Below are 14,583 nucleotides of genomic sequence, written 5' to 3'. Positions count from 1 at the left end.
TCAAATCGAAAAGATTGATATGGTTGAAATTGATGAGCTAGTTGTTCGAGCCTCACAAGAATATTTACCGATTACGGCCTCTAAATTAGAGGATGAGCGAGTGAACTTATACTTTGAAGATGGAGTGGCATGGGTAGCAAACGCTACATCAGGAACTTATGATTTAATTATTGTGGATTCAACGGATCCAATTGGACCTGGAGAAGGGTTATTTACAACTGAATTCTATGAAAATTGCTATCGTATTTTATCAAAAGATGGAATTTTAGTGAATCAAAATGAAAGTCCATATTTTGCTCATAATGCACATGAAATGAAGCGAGCACATGAGAAGATTCATCGAATTTTCCCAATTTCTAAAGTGTATCAAGCACATATTCCAACTTATCCATCAGGGCATTGGTTATTTGGCTTTGCTTCTAAAACGCTTGATCCACTTCTAGATGCTAAAGTAGATAAATGGCAAGCTTTAGGGTTGAAAACGAAGTATTATAATACAGATTTACATATGGGGTCATTTATGCTCCCAACTTATGTGAAGGAGATGTTAGAAGATGCAAAAACGATTAAGTAATCGTGCAACGTTTATGGCAATGGATGTCAGTTTTGAAGAAGCAGAAGTGGTTGTCTTTGGGGCTCCTTTTGATGGAACGACCTCTTATCGTCCTGGAACACGTTTTGCGGCTGGACAACTTCGATGTGAATCAGAAGGAATCGAGACCTACAGTCCATTGCTTGATTTAGATTTAGAAGACTTCAAGATTTGTGATTTAGGGGATGTCAATTTATCGAATGGTAATACAATAAAATGTCTAGAAGAAATTAAAGAAGTGACAAAAGAAGTATTAGAAGCAGGGAAAAAGCCGTTGATGATTGGAGGAGAGCATTTGGTTACTCTTCCAGTCATGGAGGCTCTTTTTGAAAAGTATCAAGATATTCATGTGCTTCACTTTGATGCTCATACAGACTTGCGTCAGACGTATCATAATGAGACGTTATCCCATGCGACAGTCATTCGTCGTATACATGATTTACTTGGGGATGGACATATTTTTCAATTTGGAATTCGTTCGGGAACAAAGGAAGAGTTTAATTTTGCATTAAAAGATTACCATACTTATATGGAGCCGTTTACGGTTCACAGTGTCGCTAAAGTTCTGAAGTCTTTAAAAGGATGTCCAGTGTATGTCACACTTGATTTAGATGTGTTAGATCCATCCATTTTCCCTGGAACAGGAACTCCAGAAGCGGGAGGCATTACTTATCGTGAGCTAGAAACAGTGTTTACGGCACTTAAGAACGCAGAGGTTGAGTTAGTAGGAGCCGACTTGGTTGAGTTAAGTCCGCATTATGATCAATCGAATGTCTCAACGTTAGTGGCATGTAAAGTATTAAGGGAACTTGCTTTATTAGTATCAAGTAAAAAAAGAGAGGAAGAAATCATCGATGAAACAGCGTAAATTATTTACATCAGAATCAGTTACAGAAGGGCATCCGGATAAAGTTTGTGATCAGATTTCAGATGCTATTTTAGATGCCATCGTAGCACAAGATCCAATGGCTCGCGTGGCTTGCGAAACCGTTGCATCTAAAGATTTAGTGTTAGTAACAGGGGAAATTACAACAACGGCAAGTGTTGATTTTGAATCTGTTGTTCGTGAAACGATTCGTGAAATTGGCTACATAGCAAAAGAGATTGGATTAGATGCTAATAACTGTCGTGTCATGGTTGAGTTAAATGCTCAATCACCAGATATCGCACAAGGGGTTAATGAATCACTTGAAGCACGAGAATTCGATGAGCAAGAAGCCGTGATTGGAGCTGGAGATCAAGGGTTAATGTTTGGATATGCTTGCCGTGAAACAGAAGAATTTATGCCATTACCGATTTCGTTGGCACATAAACTGGCTAAACGTTTAAGTGAAGTTCGTAAAAATGGAACACTTTCATATTTAAGACCAGATGGTAAAACACAAGTAACGGTTGAATATGATGAACAAAATCAGCCAGTTCGTATTGATACGATTGTCATTTCAACTCAACATGATGAAGAAGTGTCTCATGCTCAAATCGTTACTGATTTAAAAGAGCATGTTATTTCTCCAATTATTGAGACAACGTTAATGGATGAAAAAACACGTTTATTTATTAATCCTACAGGACGTTTTGTCGTTGGAGGACCTGATGGGGATGCTGGTTTAACAGGACGTAAAATTATAGTTGATACATATGGTGGCTATGCCCGCCATGGAGGGGGAGCTTTCTCAGGAAAAGATTCAACAAAAGTCGATCGCTGTGCAGCCTATATGGCACGTTTTATTGCAAAGAATCTTGTTGCAAATGGACTGGCTGATAAATGTGAAATTCAATTATCTTATGCTATTGGAGTTGCAGAACCTACTTCAATCTTAATTGAAGACTTTGGGACAGCTAAAGTTTCAACCGAAAAATTAGTTTCTATTATTAAGGAAAACTTCAAACTACATCCTCAAGGGATTATCGAGATGTTAGAGTTACGTCAACCGATTTTTAAAGAAACAGCAGCGTATGGACACTTTGGCCAACCGCATTTTCCATGGGAGCGAGTGATTCCATTAGCTGTTTAACACATTTAATTTTAAAAAGTAGCGCATTGCGCTACTTTTCATTTTATAGAAAGAATATTCTACTTTTACCAGACATATAATAAGCCATATAGGATTAGAATTGAAATCTATTTCAAACTGATAATGGTGGTCGTGAAAGTAGCTGTATGGACTCATGCTATTCATTAAACTATGTAATCCTTCAGAAATACAAAATTGCTGAGGTGAAAGTCATGATTTACAAGTTATTTAATTATCTTAAATCAGTTTCAATTGAAAGTGAAGAAGGGATTCAAACTCTGACACATGAAGGAAAGTATTATCAAAATGATCATGTCTGTTTAGAGGTACAAGAAGTAAATCATAATGAGATTCAATTCAAAGTTGTCAATGCAGATTGTGAGATTAAGCATATTTATGTTGATTTCATAAATCCGATTGAAAATGTGAAAGCAACACTTGATGATAATGGAAACTTATTACCGATTAGTGATGACGATATTTTACAAAATCAATGCTATGTTTATTCTGATTGGGGAACGTATGCATTGGGTATTGAAAATGGTTATGATAAAGGTGTTAATTTTCAAGTCGACCCAAATGAGATTCATTTATCATTTGATTTAAATGAGTCTAAGTTACCATGTTATCGTTTATTATTTGAAAAGTATTTATCCGTTTATAAAGGCTCTGAAATTGTGAATCGATTTAAACATCAACTTGGATATTAAAAGACAAAAAGGTAAAGATGAGTCTGTTCATCTTTATTTTTTTATGTGAATTCAGTCATCTAAAGATCTATCCTATAGTGAGAAAGATTTGTGGAAGGGATATAAAATTATTGTACAAAAATGACAATTATCGACAGAAAAGAGATGAATTTTTTGAATCGTATGATAAACTAGTAACGAAGGGAGGATATTAGAGTTTAGAAGGAATAGGGTCGATGTTTTAAGGGAGGATTTATGAATAAAAGAGCTTTGGCAGTGGCAATCGTTACTGCATTATTGAGTGGTTGTCAAAAAAGTGGACATGAAGAGTTTAAAATGGAGTCATCACTAGAAGAGAGTGATGTTATAGATATAGCATCTCAAGAAGAAACAGTCGAAGAGGAAATCGTGACGGAAATAATTTCAAAGGATTATGAGACCGTTGCAAAATCAATTGATGCTTATTTGCAAGAGCAGTTATTCAATGGAGTAGCGTTAGTCTCAACAGGTGATGATTTAATTTTAGTTAAAGGTTATGGGTTAGCTAATGTTGAAAATCATGAACCGATGACAATTGATAAAAAGTTTCAGATTGCTTCGGTCTCAAAGTCATTTGTGGCTGTTAGCATTTTACAATTAGTCGAAAGTGGGCAATTGACTCTTGAGCAAACGATTGATACGTATTTTCCAACGTTACCCCATGGAGAAGAAATTACCATCCATCAATTGCTAACCCACACCTCGGCTCTTTATTCAGGCGATGATTTGACGAATTATAATCAGGCGACGACGCTTGATCAGGTGATTGCAGATGCTTTTAAGGAAAATAATCTGTATTATGAAGAACCAGGAGTCTATGCGATTTATTCAAATTTAGGTTATGATCTTCTGGGGGCCATTATTGAGCAAATTACAGGAATGTCTTATGCTGATTATGTTCGACTTAATATCTTAGAGCCTTGCGAGATGACAGATTCAGGATTAAATATGGATGCGGTGCCACTAGATAATATGGCAACCGCTTATAATGGAAATATTGCAGAGGGTTATAATGCGAAGATTTTGAATCCTTCGTTTGGATATGCTTCAGGTGGTTTGCATTCAACCGTTATGGATTTGTTTAAGTATGATCGAGCGCTTGCTAAAAATGAGTTGATTTCTGAGGAAAGTTTTAAGATGATGTCTACACCGTATTCTAAAATTGGCAATAAGGATTACGGTTATGGGTGGTACGTTGATATGTATCTTGAGAATACGATTTCCCATCCTGGTAACTTGATTGGATGGCATTCCATGCTTTTGCATCATAAAGAAGATAAAGTATCCGTTATTTTATTGACCAATCACGATGAAAGCGATATGAATATGGCATTTACCATCGCTCGATTAGTGTTAACCAATTTGGAATCGCAATAAAATAAGAAAAAAGAGTCGTAATTTTTTAATTATGACTCTTTTTTGATATAATAAAAGCCTTAGAAAGGGGATTGTCAAATGAGAATAGGTGTGATAGCAGATATTCATGGGAATTTACATGCCTTGAAGGCGATTATTCGCGACTTAAATAAAGCAGGAATCAGTGATTATATCATTGCAGGCGATTTAATCGCAGACTGTTCGCAACCTAATGAGGTTTTAGATTATATTAAGACCCTGAATGCAACGGTGATCAAAGGAAATCGTGAAGATTATGTTTTGAGTTATTTAAAAGGTGAGAACCAACACTGGAGAAACTATGAACAGATGGCAAGTGTCGTATGGACGGCGAAAACGTTAACGAAAGAAAATGTGGAGTATATTAAAGGGTTATCTGATTCGTGTGTGAGGTCATGTGGGAAGTGTGGGTGTATCAGGATTGTACATGGATCACCCTTTCATATTAGTGAGCACTTATATGAGGATAAAGAACAAGATCGTTTATTAGAAGCAGTTCAAGCTTGTCAAACTGAAGTACTCGTTTGTGGACATTCGCATCGACCTTGGAAAAAAGAAGTGAATCAGACACTGGTGTTAAATCCAGGTGCAGCGGGAGTCCATTTTAATCAGTGGAGTGGGGCTGAGTATGCTATCTTAAGTTTTGAAAATGGCAAGTGGCAAGCTAGTCATCATATTGCATTGTATTCAGTTGAGGATTTTAAACAAACGATGCACAAGAGCTCGCTTTATGAAGTGGCACCGATATGGGCTCGTTTAATTGTACAGTCGATTGAAGAAGGATTTAATGCCAATATTAATTTCTTACGCTCATTTGAAGCAACTGATTTTCATGATGGATTGATTGAAAATGAAGTTTGGAACCAACGAGCTAAGGTGTGGTTTAATTTTGAAATAAATCATCACCATGGAAATAATTAAAATTCTTCAAAAATGACCAGAATTAAACAGAATCTTTAATGAATAGTCAATTTAATCATTTTACGTCAGTTATGATATAATAAGATAAAAATATAGTTATGAAGTGAGGTTCATGGATCATGATCAGTAATTTTATATGTCCGCTTTGTCAAACCCAATTAGTAGTAGAAGAAAGAAGCTATAAATGTCACAAGGGACATAACTTTGATAGAGCAAAGAGTGGATACATTAATCTTTTAATGTCACAACAAACGAAAAAAAAGCGTCATGGTGACGATAAATTAATGGTTCAGGCCCGAAAAGAATTTTTAGAATCAGGTTATTACAATGTTTTACGTGAAAAACTGCAAGATGTTGTAAACAAGCATGCCAAAGATCAGGATGTAATCTTAGATGCTGGTTGTGGTGAGGGCTGGTATACGGATCATATACTAAAGCATTTAACGGAGCAGTCTTTGCACATTAAGATGCTTGGGATTGATATTTCAAAGTGTGCCGTTGATTATGCAGCCAAACGTAATAAAAAGATTGAATTAGCAGTGGCAAGTATTGCTGATTTACCAGTCGCGGATCAATCATGTGACATCATCATTTCTATTTTTGCTCCGTTTTTAGGTGAGGAATGTCAACGTGCGTTAAAAGAAGATGGACTTTTGATTAAAGTCATTCCACTCGAGAAACATTTATGGTCGTTAAAAAAAGCGGTATATGACACGCCTTATGAAAATGTCATTGAGAATTTAGAGGTAGATGGTTTTGAGTTAATTGAAAGACATGATATTAAAGAGATGATGCATCTTACAAATAATCATGATATCGTTAGCTTATTTATGATGACACCGTATTATTATAAAACAGGCCGAGAAGATCAAATGAAGTTAAACCCAGTTCAAACACTTGATACAGAAATTGAGTTTGCTATATTGGTTTATCGAAACCAGATAGGTCGCTAGAGGGATGTTTAATCCCTCTGTTTTTATTTTCAGCTACTTACAGATTAGGGACTCACTGATTGGGCGATAATAAAGCATATGAATTTTTTATAGGTGGTGTAATGTTAGATGAAGTATCAAAAACCAACTCAAGACGAGTTAAGAGCTAGATTAACTCCGATGCAATATGAAGTGACACAAAATAATGGAACCGAGCCTCCATTTACTAATGAATATGATCAATATTTTGAAGAAGGAATTTATGTTGATGTTGTGAGTGGGGAACCCCTCTTTTTATCACGTGATAAATTTCATTCGGGCTGTGGGTGGCCTGCCTTTTCAAAGCCCATTCATCGGAGTATGATTAAGGAGAAAGCCGATTGGTCCCATCAGATGCATCGAATTGAGGTGCGAAGTCAAAAAGCAGATTCTCATTTAGGTCATGTGTTTAATGATGGACCCTTATCATCGGGTGGTTTACGATATTGTATTAATTCAGCTGCCTTACGTTTTATTCCAAAATCAAACATGAAAGAAGCGGGATATGGACAGTACATCGAATTATTGTAGATTCATTTGCTTCGATTTTTGTAACAGTATCTTAATCATGTCTGTTTAGTGCACTCTCGTACATAGGCTATTTCATGAATAAAGTGTGCATCATTCTTTGAGTTTCTCAAATTTTATTTAAAAATCGCTTTTCTATTTTTTAGAGAAAAGCGATTTTTTTCTTTTATAAATATGTCCAAAATGTGTCTTGTGTTTTTGATGAGATATGTTAGAATAACATTGAATTACAATTATTGGTAATTAATTGTTTGATTATGAAGGGGAAATCATGATCAAGAAGAGTTAATTATAGATTAGAAATCAGGGGGGATGAGTGTATGGCAAGACAACAATGGAGTTCAAGAAGTACTTTTATTATGGCTGCCATTGGTTCGGCAGTTGGACTTGGAAATGCTTGGCGATTTCCGGGGATTGCGTATGCAAATGGGGGAGGTGCCTTCTTAATTCCTTATTTTGTGGCGTTACTAACAGCTGGAATTCCATTATTAGCACTTGAGTTATCTATCGGGAAGAAATATCAGTCTGGTGCTCCAAGTGCTTTTGCAAAAATGAATAAAAAGTTTGAATGGATTGGTTGGTGGGGAGTCGGAACAGCATTTTGTATTTGTGCGTATTATTCAGTGGTCGTCGCATGGGTCATTGAGTATGTGGCGCTGTCATTTAAGTCACCTTGGATTGAAAAAGGGGCAGCTGATATCTTTACGGGGGATGTATTACAGGTTTCGAGTGGAATGTTTGATTTCGGTGGTTTTAGTCCTGTGGTGTTTTTAGCACTTATTTTTGCTTGGGTTTGCATTTGGTATTGTATCCGTCACGGAGTCACATCAGTCGGGAAAGTCGTGAAGTATACCGTTATTTTACCTGTTATTTTACTTGTTTTCTTAATTATTCGTGCGATGACTTTACCGGGAGCATTTGACGGTTTGAGTTATTACTTAGTTCCGGATTGGTCAGCATTACTAGATATTAATGTGTGGGCGGCAGCTTACGGTCAAATATTCTTTAGTTTGAGTATCTTATTTTCTATTATGGTGGCCTACGGTAGTTATTTAAACAAAGAGGCAGAAGTAACAAAAGATGCGATGATCATTGGGTTTGCAGATGCGGGAATTAGCTTTTTATCCGGAATCGCAGCCTTTGGGACACTTGGATACTTATCAGCAGTCAGTGGAACACCGATTTCACAAATGAAGCATACTGGGATTATGCTAGCTTTTGTAACGTATCCTGAGGCGTTAGCTCAAATGCCGGGTGGCCGTTTGGTAGTCATTTTATTTTCTCTTGTTTTTTTCATCATGTTATTTACCCTTGCAATTGATTCTGCCTTTTCGATTGTTGAAGCTATTATTACAGCGGTGGTTGATAAATTTGGATGGAATAAATCCAAAACAACGTTATGGGTATGTGTGATTGGATTTGCATCGAGTCTAATTTTTGCGACACGGGCTGGACTTTATTGGTTAGATGTTATGGATCACTTTGTGAATGACTTTAATTTAATTGCGATTGGATTCGTTGAATGTTTAGCTTTAGGATGGGTATTTGGAGCGGATAAAATCCGCGACTATCTCAACAGTAATACCGATTTTAAATATGGGAAGTGGTGGCGTGCCTGCATCAAATACCTTTGCCCAGTTATCTTCTTATTTATTAGTGTGACCTATTTAATCACAAATTTAACAACACCATATGATGGTTATCCAGTATCTAATCTAATTGCTGGGGGATGGGGGATTGTCCTATTAACCGTTATTTTTGGTATTGGAATAAGTTTGGTGAAAGGTAAAAATGAGGATAAAGCCACAGTTAGTTAAGCTAGGTTTACTAAGAGAGGGAAGTCTATCTTGAAACATCACAGCTAAAAAACGTTTATTTTCCTAATAGAAATGATAAAACGAGCTTAGAAATTGACATGAATAACCTATTAAGTAAATGGCTTAAATTTATTTAATAGGTTTTTTTGTTAAATAAATTTAGGCCATTTAAAGTCTGACTTAGTAAAAATTAGTTATGATTCACCATTTTTGTGTCAATACTAATAATAGAACGTTAAGATTAACAAAACATTTGTTTAAGATTGAAGAGTTAACAGTAGGAGTTGTCGTCATGAATGAAGAAAAGAATCATCCACAGCAAGTTTTAATGCTTGCATTAGATATTGGCGAGAAGCTAACAAAATGTGGTGCAGAGATTGGACGTGTTGAAGATTCTATTATTAGGATTTGCAAAGCATATGGAGTTAAACGAATTGATGTTTTTGCGATCAGATCATTAATTATTGCGACCATCCAAACAACTGATGGTGACATTATTACGCAAACGAGGCGAATATATTCTTATGGTACAAATCTTGAAGGGTTAGAAGGCGTGAATACGTTATCTCGTCTGATTTGCGAGACAGCACCAAATTGTATAGAAGTTCGAGAAAAAATTAATGAATTGGAACAATCTCGCCCTCCAATCAATTTTTCTGTCTGCTTGGGTTGTATTCTTATTGCGACAAGTTCTTGTATTTACTTTGGAGGAGAAGTCATCGACATGGTTCCATCTGCCATCGTGGCAGCTTTTATTTTTTACTTAGATAATTATTTTAAAAAAGATTACATGAATCAGGTCTTATATATGGTATTGTGTTCCATGCTCGCTGGAATGCTGACGATTTTATTAGTTAAGTTAGGGATTGGAAAAAACATTGATAAGATAATGATTGGAGATATTATGGTTTTAATCCCGGGTCTTGGAATAATGACAGCTTTTAGAGAGATTTTATCTAGAGATTTATTAGCTGGCTTAATGCGATTTTTTGAGTCAATTTTAGTTGCGTCAGCCATTGCGTGTGGATTTTCATTAGCATTATACTTTATGGGAGGTCTATTACAATGAAAGAAAATATGATTTTAATCATCAGTGCAACCATTGAGAGTTTAGGGTTTGCACTCCTTTTTCGAGTAAGGAAAGATAGACTGATTTATGGTACGATTGGGGGAATGGTTACGATTACCATTTATTTATGGCTCTTTTCTATTCATCAAGATGCTTTTTTAAGTAACTTAATTGCAGGAATTTTTGCAACCGCTTATTCAGAAATCTTTGCCCGTGTTTTAAAATCTCCTGCTATTGTCTTTTTAGTGCCATCTGTTATTCCATTAGTACCCGGAGGAAGTCTTTATTATGCGATGAGAGCTTTTATTTTAAATGATGAACCTGAGTTTTCAAGTCATCTTCATAATACATTTAGTACAGGAATAGGGATAGCCGTTTCGATTATATTAGTATCCATTTTCTTTTACTATTTAAAATCGTTAAGAAAAAAGTTTAAGTATTAACGCTTCAGGATAAAAGATTAGTTTTGATTAGTCTGATAAAAAAAGTCAGCGAAATAGGGGCGATTTGCTATAATAGAAAGATGAAAACGATAATGAATCGGTATTAGAAGGAGAGATTAAAATGAATGAGAAGACCTATCTTTTAAAAGAGATTGAATTACAATATAACTATCGACTTGAAGATGGAGTTACGTACACTAAGTCAAAATATTTAGTGAATGATCTTTTTAAAAGTATTAAAGGGAGTGTTAATTGTGAGTTTGGCGGTTTTGAACAACTTGGTTTCACGGAAATAGAAGTCAAGCAGCTGATTAAAACTTATATCGATCAGTTATCTAAATAATCGAATTTCGCTGTCTTTAAGGGTTCTAAAAACGAAGACTGATTAAAAAACGTTATATTTTATCCTATTATTTGACAATATTAGGTAGATGAATTATGATAGTGTCATTATAAATGAAGACAGGAGGTGCTAAGCATGGAAAATACAGAAAAAATTCTTGAAGCGATGAAAAATGCTGGAGAACCTCTTAACAATGGTAAAATTGTAGAGTTAACAGGTCTTGAAAAGAAAGACGTCGAAAAAGCGATGAAACAATTAAAAGCTGAAGAAAAAATTGTTTCCCCAAAAAGATGTTATTGGCAACCTAAATAAAAAAATTAAAAACCCAGACCTAATGTGTCTGGGTTTTTAATTTTTAGGTAAAAGAGTTTGTGAAAGGGCACGGCTAGTTAGCTTTTTTATCAACCACCATAACTTCCTATAATGTATATTATGTAAACTTAATAATAAAAATAAAAGATATACATAGTTTCCTTTTTTGAATTCCAAACTATATTGAGTCTATTTTAGGAGGTTTTAAAATGAAAGTTCCACTTTGGTTAGATACGACGGTCGTTCCTAGTTATCATTCGCTATGTGAAGATCTATCTGTTGATGTTTGTATTGTGGGTGCCGGAATAACTGGGATTACGTTGGCTTATTTGTTACGTGATTCTGGCTTAAAGATTGCATTGATTGATTCAGACCAAGTTATTCATGGGACAACTGCTTATACAACGGCGAAATTAACTGCTGGTCAAGGGTTAATTTATCAGGATTTAATTCAAAATGTTGGTTATGATGGTGCAAAGCTATATTATGAATCACAGCAAGAAGCCATTGATTTTGTGGCGAAAACGATACATGATTTAAAGATTGATTGTGATTTTGTAAGACTCCCCCACTATGTCTTTACCCAAGAGGCATCAAACTTATCAAAATTTGAGGCAGAATATGAAGCCTGTCGTTCACTAAACATGGATTGTGAACTGGTAGAATCGCTCGATCTCCCCTTTCCAATTGAAAAGGCCATTGCATTTAAAAATCAGGCACAGTTTCATCCATTAAAGTATTTAGTCGGTTTATTAAAGGCACTAGCTGAGTATTCTAATATTTTGATCTATGAGCATACAACAGCCTGTGAGATGGTTTTCAATGAGGATCAAAGTTCCTCAATCATCACATCTAATGGATATAAGGTTAACGCTAAGCGTGTGGTTCAAGCCTGTCATTTTCCATTTTATGATGATGGATCGCTTCTCTTTTCTAAAATTGAGATGAGTCATTCCTATTTGATAGCGGTTGAGAATGCTTCTTCCCTACCCCATGGAATGTATATTTCGTATGAATCGCCAACACGCTCCATTCGGACGTATCAAAATTTTCTTTTAATTGGAGGTGAAAATCATCGTCCAGGTACCGTGAAAGATACGAATGAAAATTATGAAGCCTTGATTAACTTTGCAAAAGAAAAGTTTCAAACGGATGCTATTTCATATGAGTGGTCAACACAAGATGTTGTCTCGATTGATCATATGCCTTATATAGGGAGACTTCATAAAGATTGTTTAAATCAATTCGTTGCAACTGGATATTGTAAATGGGGAATGAGTAATGGAACCGCGGCGGCTCTTCTTTTAAATCAATTGATTAGAGGGATGGATAGTCCGTATACTGCCCTATTCTCTCCAAGTCGTTTAAACTCTAAAATGGCAATTAAGAATTTAATCGCTTACAATTCAAAGATAGCGTTTGAATACATAAAAGGTAAGTTAAAATTAGGTGAGAAAAACGTAGAATTAGGTGTTGATGAAGCAACCATTATAGCCACTAACGAAGGAAATTATGGTTTGTATAAAGATAAAGAAGGGCTTCTTTATCTAGTTGATATCACCTGTCCTCATCTAGGGTGTGAGCTAGCTTTTAATACGGCTGAACGAACATGGGATTGTCCTTGTCATGGATCACGATTTTCTTATACGGGAGAGGTAATAGAAGGACCTGCTCATCAAGCATTAAGTTGTCATCATAATAAAATGAATCCTAATATTTTTAGATCAGATGATTAACTACAAAATACTACATCTTGTTAAGATTGGAATAGAGTTCTTACTGTTTTAGCAAAAGAATTCAAGGTATTTTGTCAAAGAAAATCGAAAGAAAGGAGGGATAAAACAGCAATCAAGGTTTGTTGTCTGTTATGTCTTGAAACTCTTAATCTTTTAAAAGTATAATAGTAATGAGCCAGTTGTGCTCACACTCCTTATCTTTACCTACATTCCTAAAACACCATTGACCGGCAATGGTGTTTTTTTATTTTTTTAAATATTATGATGATTTATTGTATATAATTTTAAATTCAAACCATAATATGATTGAGCCCAACTTAGACATTACAACTTAGAGCTCACCTTTCTTCTCTTTCTCATACCTCTATTTATGTTGTATCTATATTGTATTTGAAAAGACACTGCTACAGTGTTTTTTTTATTTGTTTTTTAAAAAAATGGAAAAAATTAACTTTTAAATGGTTTGACTTTTCTAGGCATCGGTCATATAATAATCATAATTCAGGGCACGATATTTCCACATATTGGTGTTTTGGGTGATAAATTCAAGGGGAATTTATCTAGTAGGATGATTAGAATAACCCAATAGAAGGTTTGTGAGATTATGATTGATTACATGGAATCTCGAGTACTCTATTAGACTCACAAACTCTCCAAGATGGAGAGTTTTTCTAATCAGTTATCAGTTGAATTGCATAAGGAAGGAAAAGGGAAGGAATGATGGTATGAAAGCTAGTAAATGGTTGAACATTTTAGGGATTGGGATTGTTTTTTGTGGTAGCTTTCTCGTAGGATGCAGTAAGCAAGAAAATTCAGACGTTAAAACGATTGGAGTTTTACAGTATATGGAACATGCTGCACTGGATGCCTCTTATGAAGGATTTGTGGCAGCACTAGAAGCTGAAGGTTATGTGGATGGTGAAAATATTAAATTTGATTTAAAAAATGCTCAAGGAGATATGGCGACGACACAAACAATTGCTAAACAATTTGTATCAAATCAGGTGGATATGATTTTTGCCATTGCAACAGGAGCTGCTCAGGCTGCTTATAATGCAACGCAAGAGATTCCAATCGTCATTACAGCTGTAACTGATCCTGTTTCAGCTGAACTTGTTAAAGATTGGGATGTCACGGGAACTAATGTAACAGGAACGAGTGATTTAACACCTGTTGAAAAACAAATGAACTTAATTAAAGAACTTGTACCGAATGCTAAAACAATTGGTGTCATCTATACAACAAGTGAAGTGAACTCACAAGTCCAAGTCTCAATGGCAAAAGAAGCTGCTAAATCTTTAGGATATGAGATTGTAGAAGTGGGGATAACTTCTGTGAATGATATTCCAATTGCTGTTTCATCAATTATTGATAAAATTGACGTGATGTATGCCCCAACGGATAATTTAGTAGCCAGTGCGATGCCGGTGTTATGGAATGCTTGCGTGGAGAAAAAGGTACCTGTCATTACGGGTGAAGAAGGAATGGCAACTGCAGGTGGAGTTGCCACAGAAGGAATCGATTATTACCAGTTAGGATATGAGACTGGATTAATGGCAGTCGAAGTATTAGAAGGAAAAGATCCGAGCACTATGTCCATTAATACGCTTGAGAATACAACGTTAATTGTAAATCAACAGAATGCAGATGCGATTGGACTTGTGATTCCTGAGGATATTTTAAGTGAAGCTGAAATTGTAGAAGGTGACTAGT

At 35.5% G+C, this 14,583-nt stretch carries 15 protein-coding genes; all 15 read left to right on the top strand.

Annotation, left to right across the window (positions count from 1 at the left end):
• Nucleotides 1–574: spermidine synthase (locus tag QWC74_RS14720; protein ID WP_288994293.1), on the top strand; the 574-nt coding region annotated here is incomplete at its 5' end.
• On the top strand, nt 555–1,460 hold the full coding sequence (gene speB / locus QWC74_RS14715; protein WP_006784689.1) for an agmatinase: 906 nt from the start codon (nt 555–557) through the stop codon (nt 1,458–1,460). The genes QWC74_RS14720 and speB, both read left to right, overlap by 20 nt.
• Nucleotides 1,447–2,607: a methionine adenosyltransferase gene (gene metK / locus QWC74_RS14710; RefSeq protein WP_006784688.1), complete on the top strand. Its 1,161-nt coding sequence runs from the start codon at nt 1,447–1,449 to the stop codon at nt 2,605–2,607. The genes speB and metK overlap by 14 nt, the downstream gene beginning before the upstream one ends.
• 212 nt (nt 2,608–2,819) lie before the next feature.
• Nucleotides 2,820–3,317, top strand: a complete 498-nt coding sequence (locus QWC74_RS14705) for a hypothetical protein (RefSeq protein ID WP_006784687.1) — start codon at nt 2,820–2,822, stop codon at nt 3,315–3,317.
• Nucleotides 3,318–3,551: 234 nt separating this feature from the next.
• A complete protein-coding gene (locus QWC74_RS14700; protein WP_006784686.1) occupies nt 3,552–4,712 on the top strand; it encodes a serine hydrolase in 1,161 nt (386 codons plus the stop codon).
• 78 nt (nt 4,713–4,790) lie between these two features.
• On the top strand, nt 4,791–5,651 hold the full coding sequence (locus QWC74_RS14695) for a metallophosphoesterase (protein WP_006784685.1): 861 nt from the start codon (nt 4,791–4,793) through the stop codon (nt 5,649–5,651).
• A 119-nt stretch (nt 5,652–5,770) separates the two neighbouring features.
• Nucleotides 5,771–6,604, top strand: coding sequence for a putative RNA methyltransferase (locus QWC74_RS14690; protein ID WP_006784684.1), 834 nt, complete (start codon nt 5,771–5,773; stop codon nt 6,602–6,604).
• A gap of 108 nt (nt 6,605–6,712) precedes the next feature.
• Nucleotides 6,713–7,153: a peptide-methionine (R)-S-oxide reductase MsrB gene (gene msrB / locus QWC74_RS14685; RefSeq protein WP_006784683.1), complete on the top strand. Its 441-nt coding sequence runs from the start codon at nt 6,713–6,715 to the stop codon at nt 7,151–7,153.
• A gap of 317 nt (nt 7,154–7,470) precedes the next feature.
• The gene (locus QWC74_RS14680) at nt 7,471–8,967 is read left to right on the top strand and encodes a sodium-dependent transporter (RefSeq protein ID WP_006784682.1); all 1,497 of its coding nucleotides are present in this window, start codon (nt 7,471–7,473) and stop codon (nt 8,965–8,967) included.
• A gap of 292 nt (nt 8,968–9,259) precedes the next feature.
• Nucleotides 9,260–10,036, top strand: a complete 777-nt coding sequence (locus QWC74_RS14675) for a threonine/serine exporter ThrE family protein (RefSeq protein ID WP_006784681.1) — start codon at nt 9,260–9,262, stop codon at nt 10,034–10,036.
• The gene (locus QWC74_RS14670) at nt 10,033–10,479 is read left to right on the top strand and encodes a threonine/serine exporter family protein (protein ID WP_006784680.1); all 447 of its coding nucleotides are present in this window, start codon (nt 10,033–10,035) and stop codon (nt 10,477–10,479) included. The genes QWC74_RS14675 and QWC74_RS14670 overlap by 4 nt, the downstream gene beginning before the upstream one ends.
• A gap of 121 nt (nt 10,480–10,600) precedes the next feature.
• The gene (locus QWC74_RS14665; protein WP_006784679.1) at nt 10,601–10,822 is read left to right on the top strand and encodes a hypothetical protein; all 222 of its coding nucleotides are present in this window, start codon (nt 10,601–10,603) and stop codon (nt 10,820–10,822) included.
• Nucleotides 10,823–10,957: 135 nt separating this feature from the next.
• Complete coding sequence (locus QWC74_RS14660) at nt 10,958–11,134, top strand: hypothetical protein (protein ID WP_006784678.1); 177 nt, start codon at nt 10,958–10,960, stop codon at nt 11,132–11,134.
• Nucleotides 11,135–11,343: 209 nt separating this feature from the next.
• Nucleotides 11,344–12,870, top strand: a complete 1,527-nt coding sequence (locus QWC74_RS14655; RefSeq protein ID WP_006784677.1) for an FAD-dependent oxidoreductase — start codon at nt 11,344–11,346, stop codon at nt 12,868–12,870.
• A gap of 725 nt (nt 12,871–13,595) precedes the next feature.
• Nucleotides 13,596–14,582, top strand: a complete 987-nt coding sequence (locus tag QWC74_RS14650) for an ABC transporter substrate-binding protein (RefSeq protein ID WP_006784676.1) — start codon at nt 13,596–13,598, stop codon at nt 14,580–14,582.
• Nucleotide 14,583 lies beyond the last annotated feature (1 nt).

Source organism: uncultured Turicibacter sp., assembly GCF_938044715.1.
GTDB lineage: Bacteria > Bacillota_I > Bacilli_A > MOL361 > Turicibacteraceae > Turicibacter > Turicibacter sanguinis.
The sequence above is the reverse complement of the archived record's forward strand: the minus strand, read 5'-3'. Positions and strand labels throughout refer to the sequence as shown.

What these genes read in the sequence shown, in the direction of transcription:
- QWC74_RS14705 (WP_006784687.1), top strand. Translation starts at nt 2,820, where the DNA reads ATGATTTACAAGTTATTTAATTATCTTAAATCAGTTTCAATTGAAAGT.
- metK (WP_006784688.1), top strand. Translation starts at nt 1,447, where the DNA reads ATGAAACAGCGTAAATTATTTACATCAGAATCAGTTACAGAAGGGCAT.
- QWC74_RS14670 (WP_006784680.1), top strand. Translation starts at nt 10,033, where the DNA reads ATGAAAGAAAATATGATTTTAATCATCAGTGCAACCATTGAGAGTTTA.
- QWC74_RS14690 (WP_006784684.1), top strand. Translation starts at nt 5,771, where the DNA reads ATGATCAGTAATTTTATATGTCCGCTTTGTCAAACCCAATTAGTAGTA.
- QWC74_RS14680 (WP_006784682.1), top strand. Translation starts at nt 7,471, where the DNA reads ATGGCAAGACAACAATGGAGTTCAAGAAGTACTTTTATTATGGCTGCC.
- QWC74_RS14650 (WP_006784676.1), top strand. Translation starts at nt 13,596, where the DNA reads ATGAAAGCTAGTAAATGGTTGAACATTTTAGGGATTGGGATTGTTTTT.
- QWC74_RS14660 (WP_006784678.1), top strand. Translation starts at nt 10,958, where the DNA reads ATGGAAAATACAGAAAAAATTCTTGAAGCGATGAAAAATGCTGGAGAA.
- speB (WP_006784689.1), top strand. Translation starts at nt 555, where the DNA reads ATGCAAAAACGATTAAGTAATCGTGCAACGTTTATGGCAATGGATGTC.
- QWC74_RS14665 (WP_006784679.1), top strand. Translation starts at nt 10,601, where the DNA reads ATGAATGAGAAGACCTATCTTTTAAAAGAGATTGAATTACAATATAAC.
- QWC74_RS14655 (WP_006784677.1), top strand. Translation starts at nt 11,344, where the DNA reads ATGAAAGTTCCACTTTGGTTAGATACGACGGTCGTTCCTAGTTATCAT.
- QWC74_RS14675 (WP_006784681.1), top strand. Translation starts at nt 9,260, where the DNA reads ATGAATGAAGAAAAGAATCATCCACAGCAAGTTTTAATGCTTGCATTA.
- QWC74_RS14695 (WP_006784685.1), top strand. Translation starts at nt 4,791, where the DNA reads ATGAGAATAGGTGTGATAGCAGATATTCATGGGAATTTACATGCCTTG.
- msrB (WP_006784683.1), top strand. Translation starts at nt 6,713, where the DNA reads ATGAAGTATCAAAAACCAACTCAAGACGAGTTAAGAGCTAGATTAACT.
- QWC74_RS14700 (WP_006784686.1), top strand. Translation starts at nt 3,552, where the DNA reads ATGAATAAAAGAGCTTTGGCAGTGGCAATCGTTACTGCATTATTGAGT.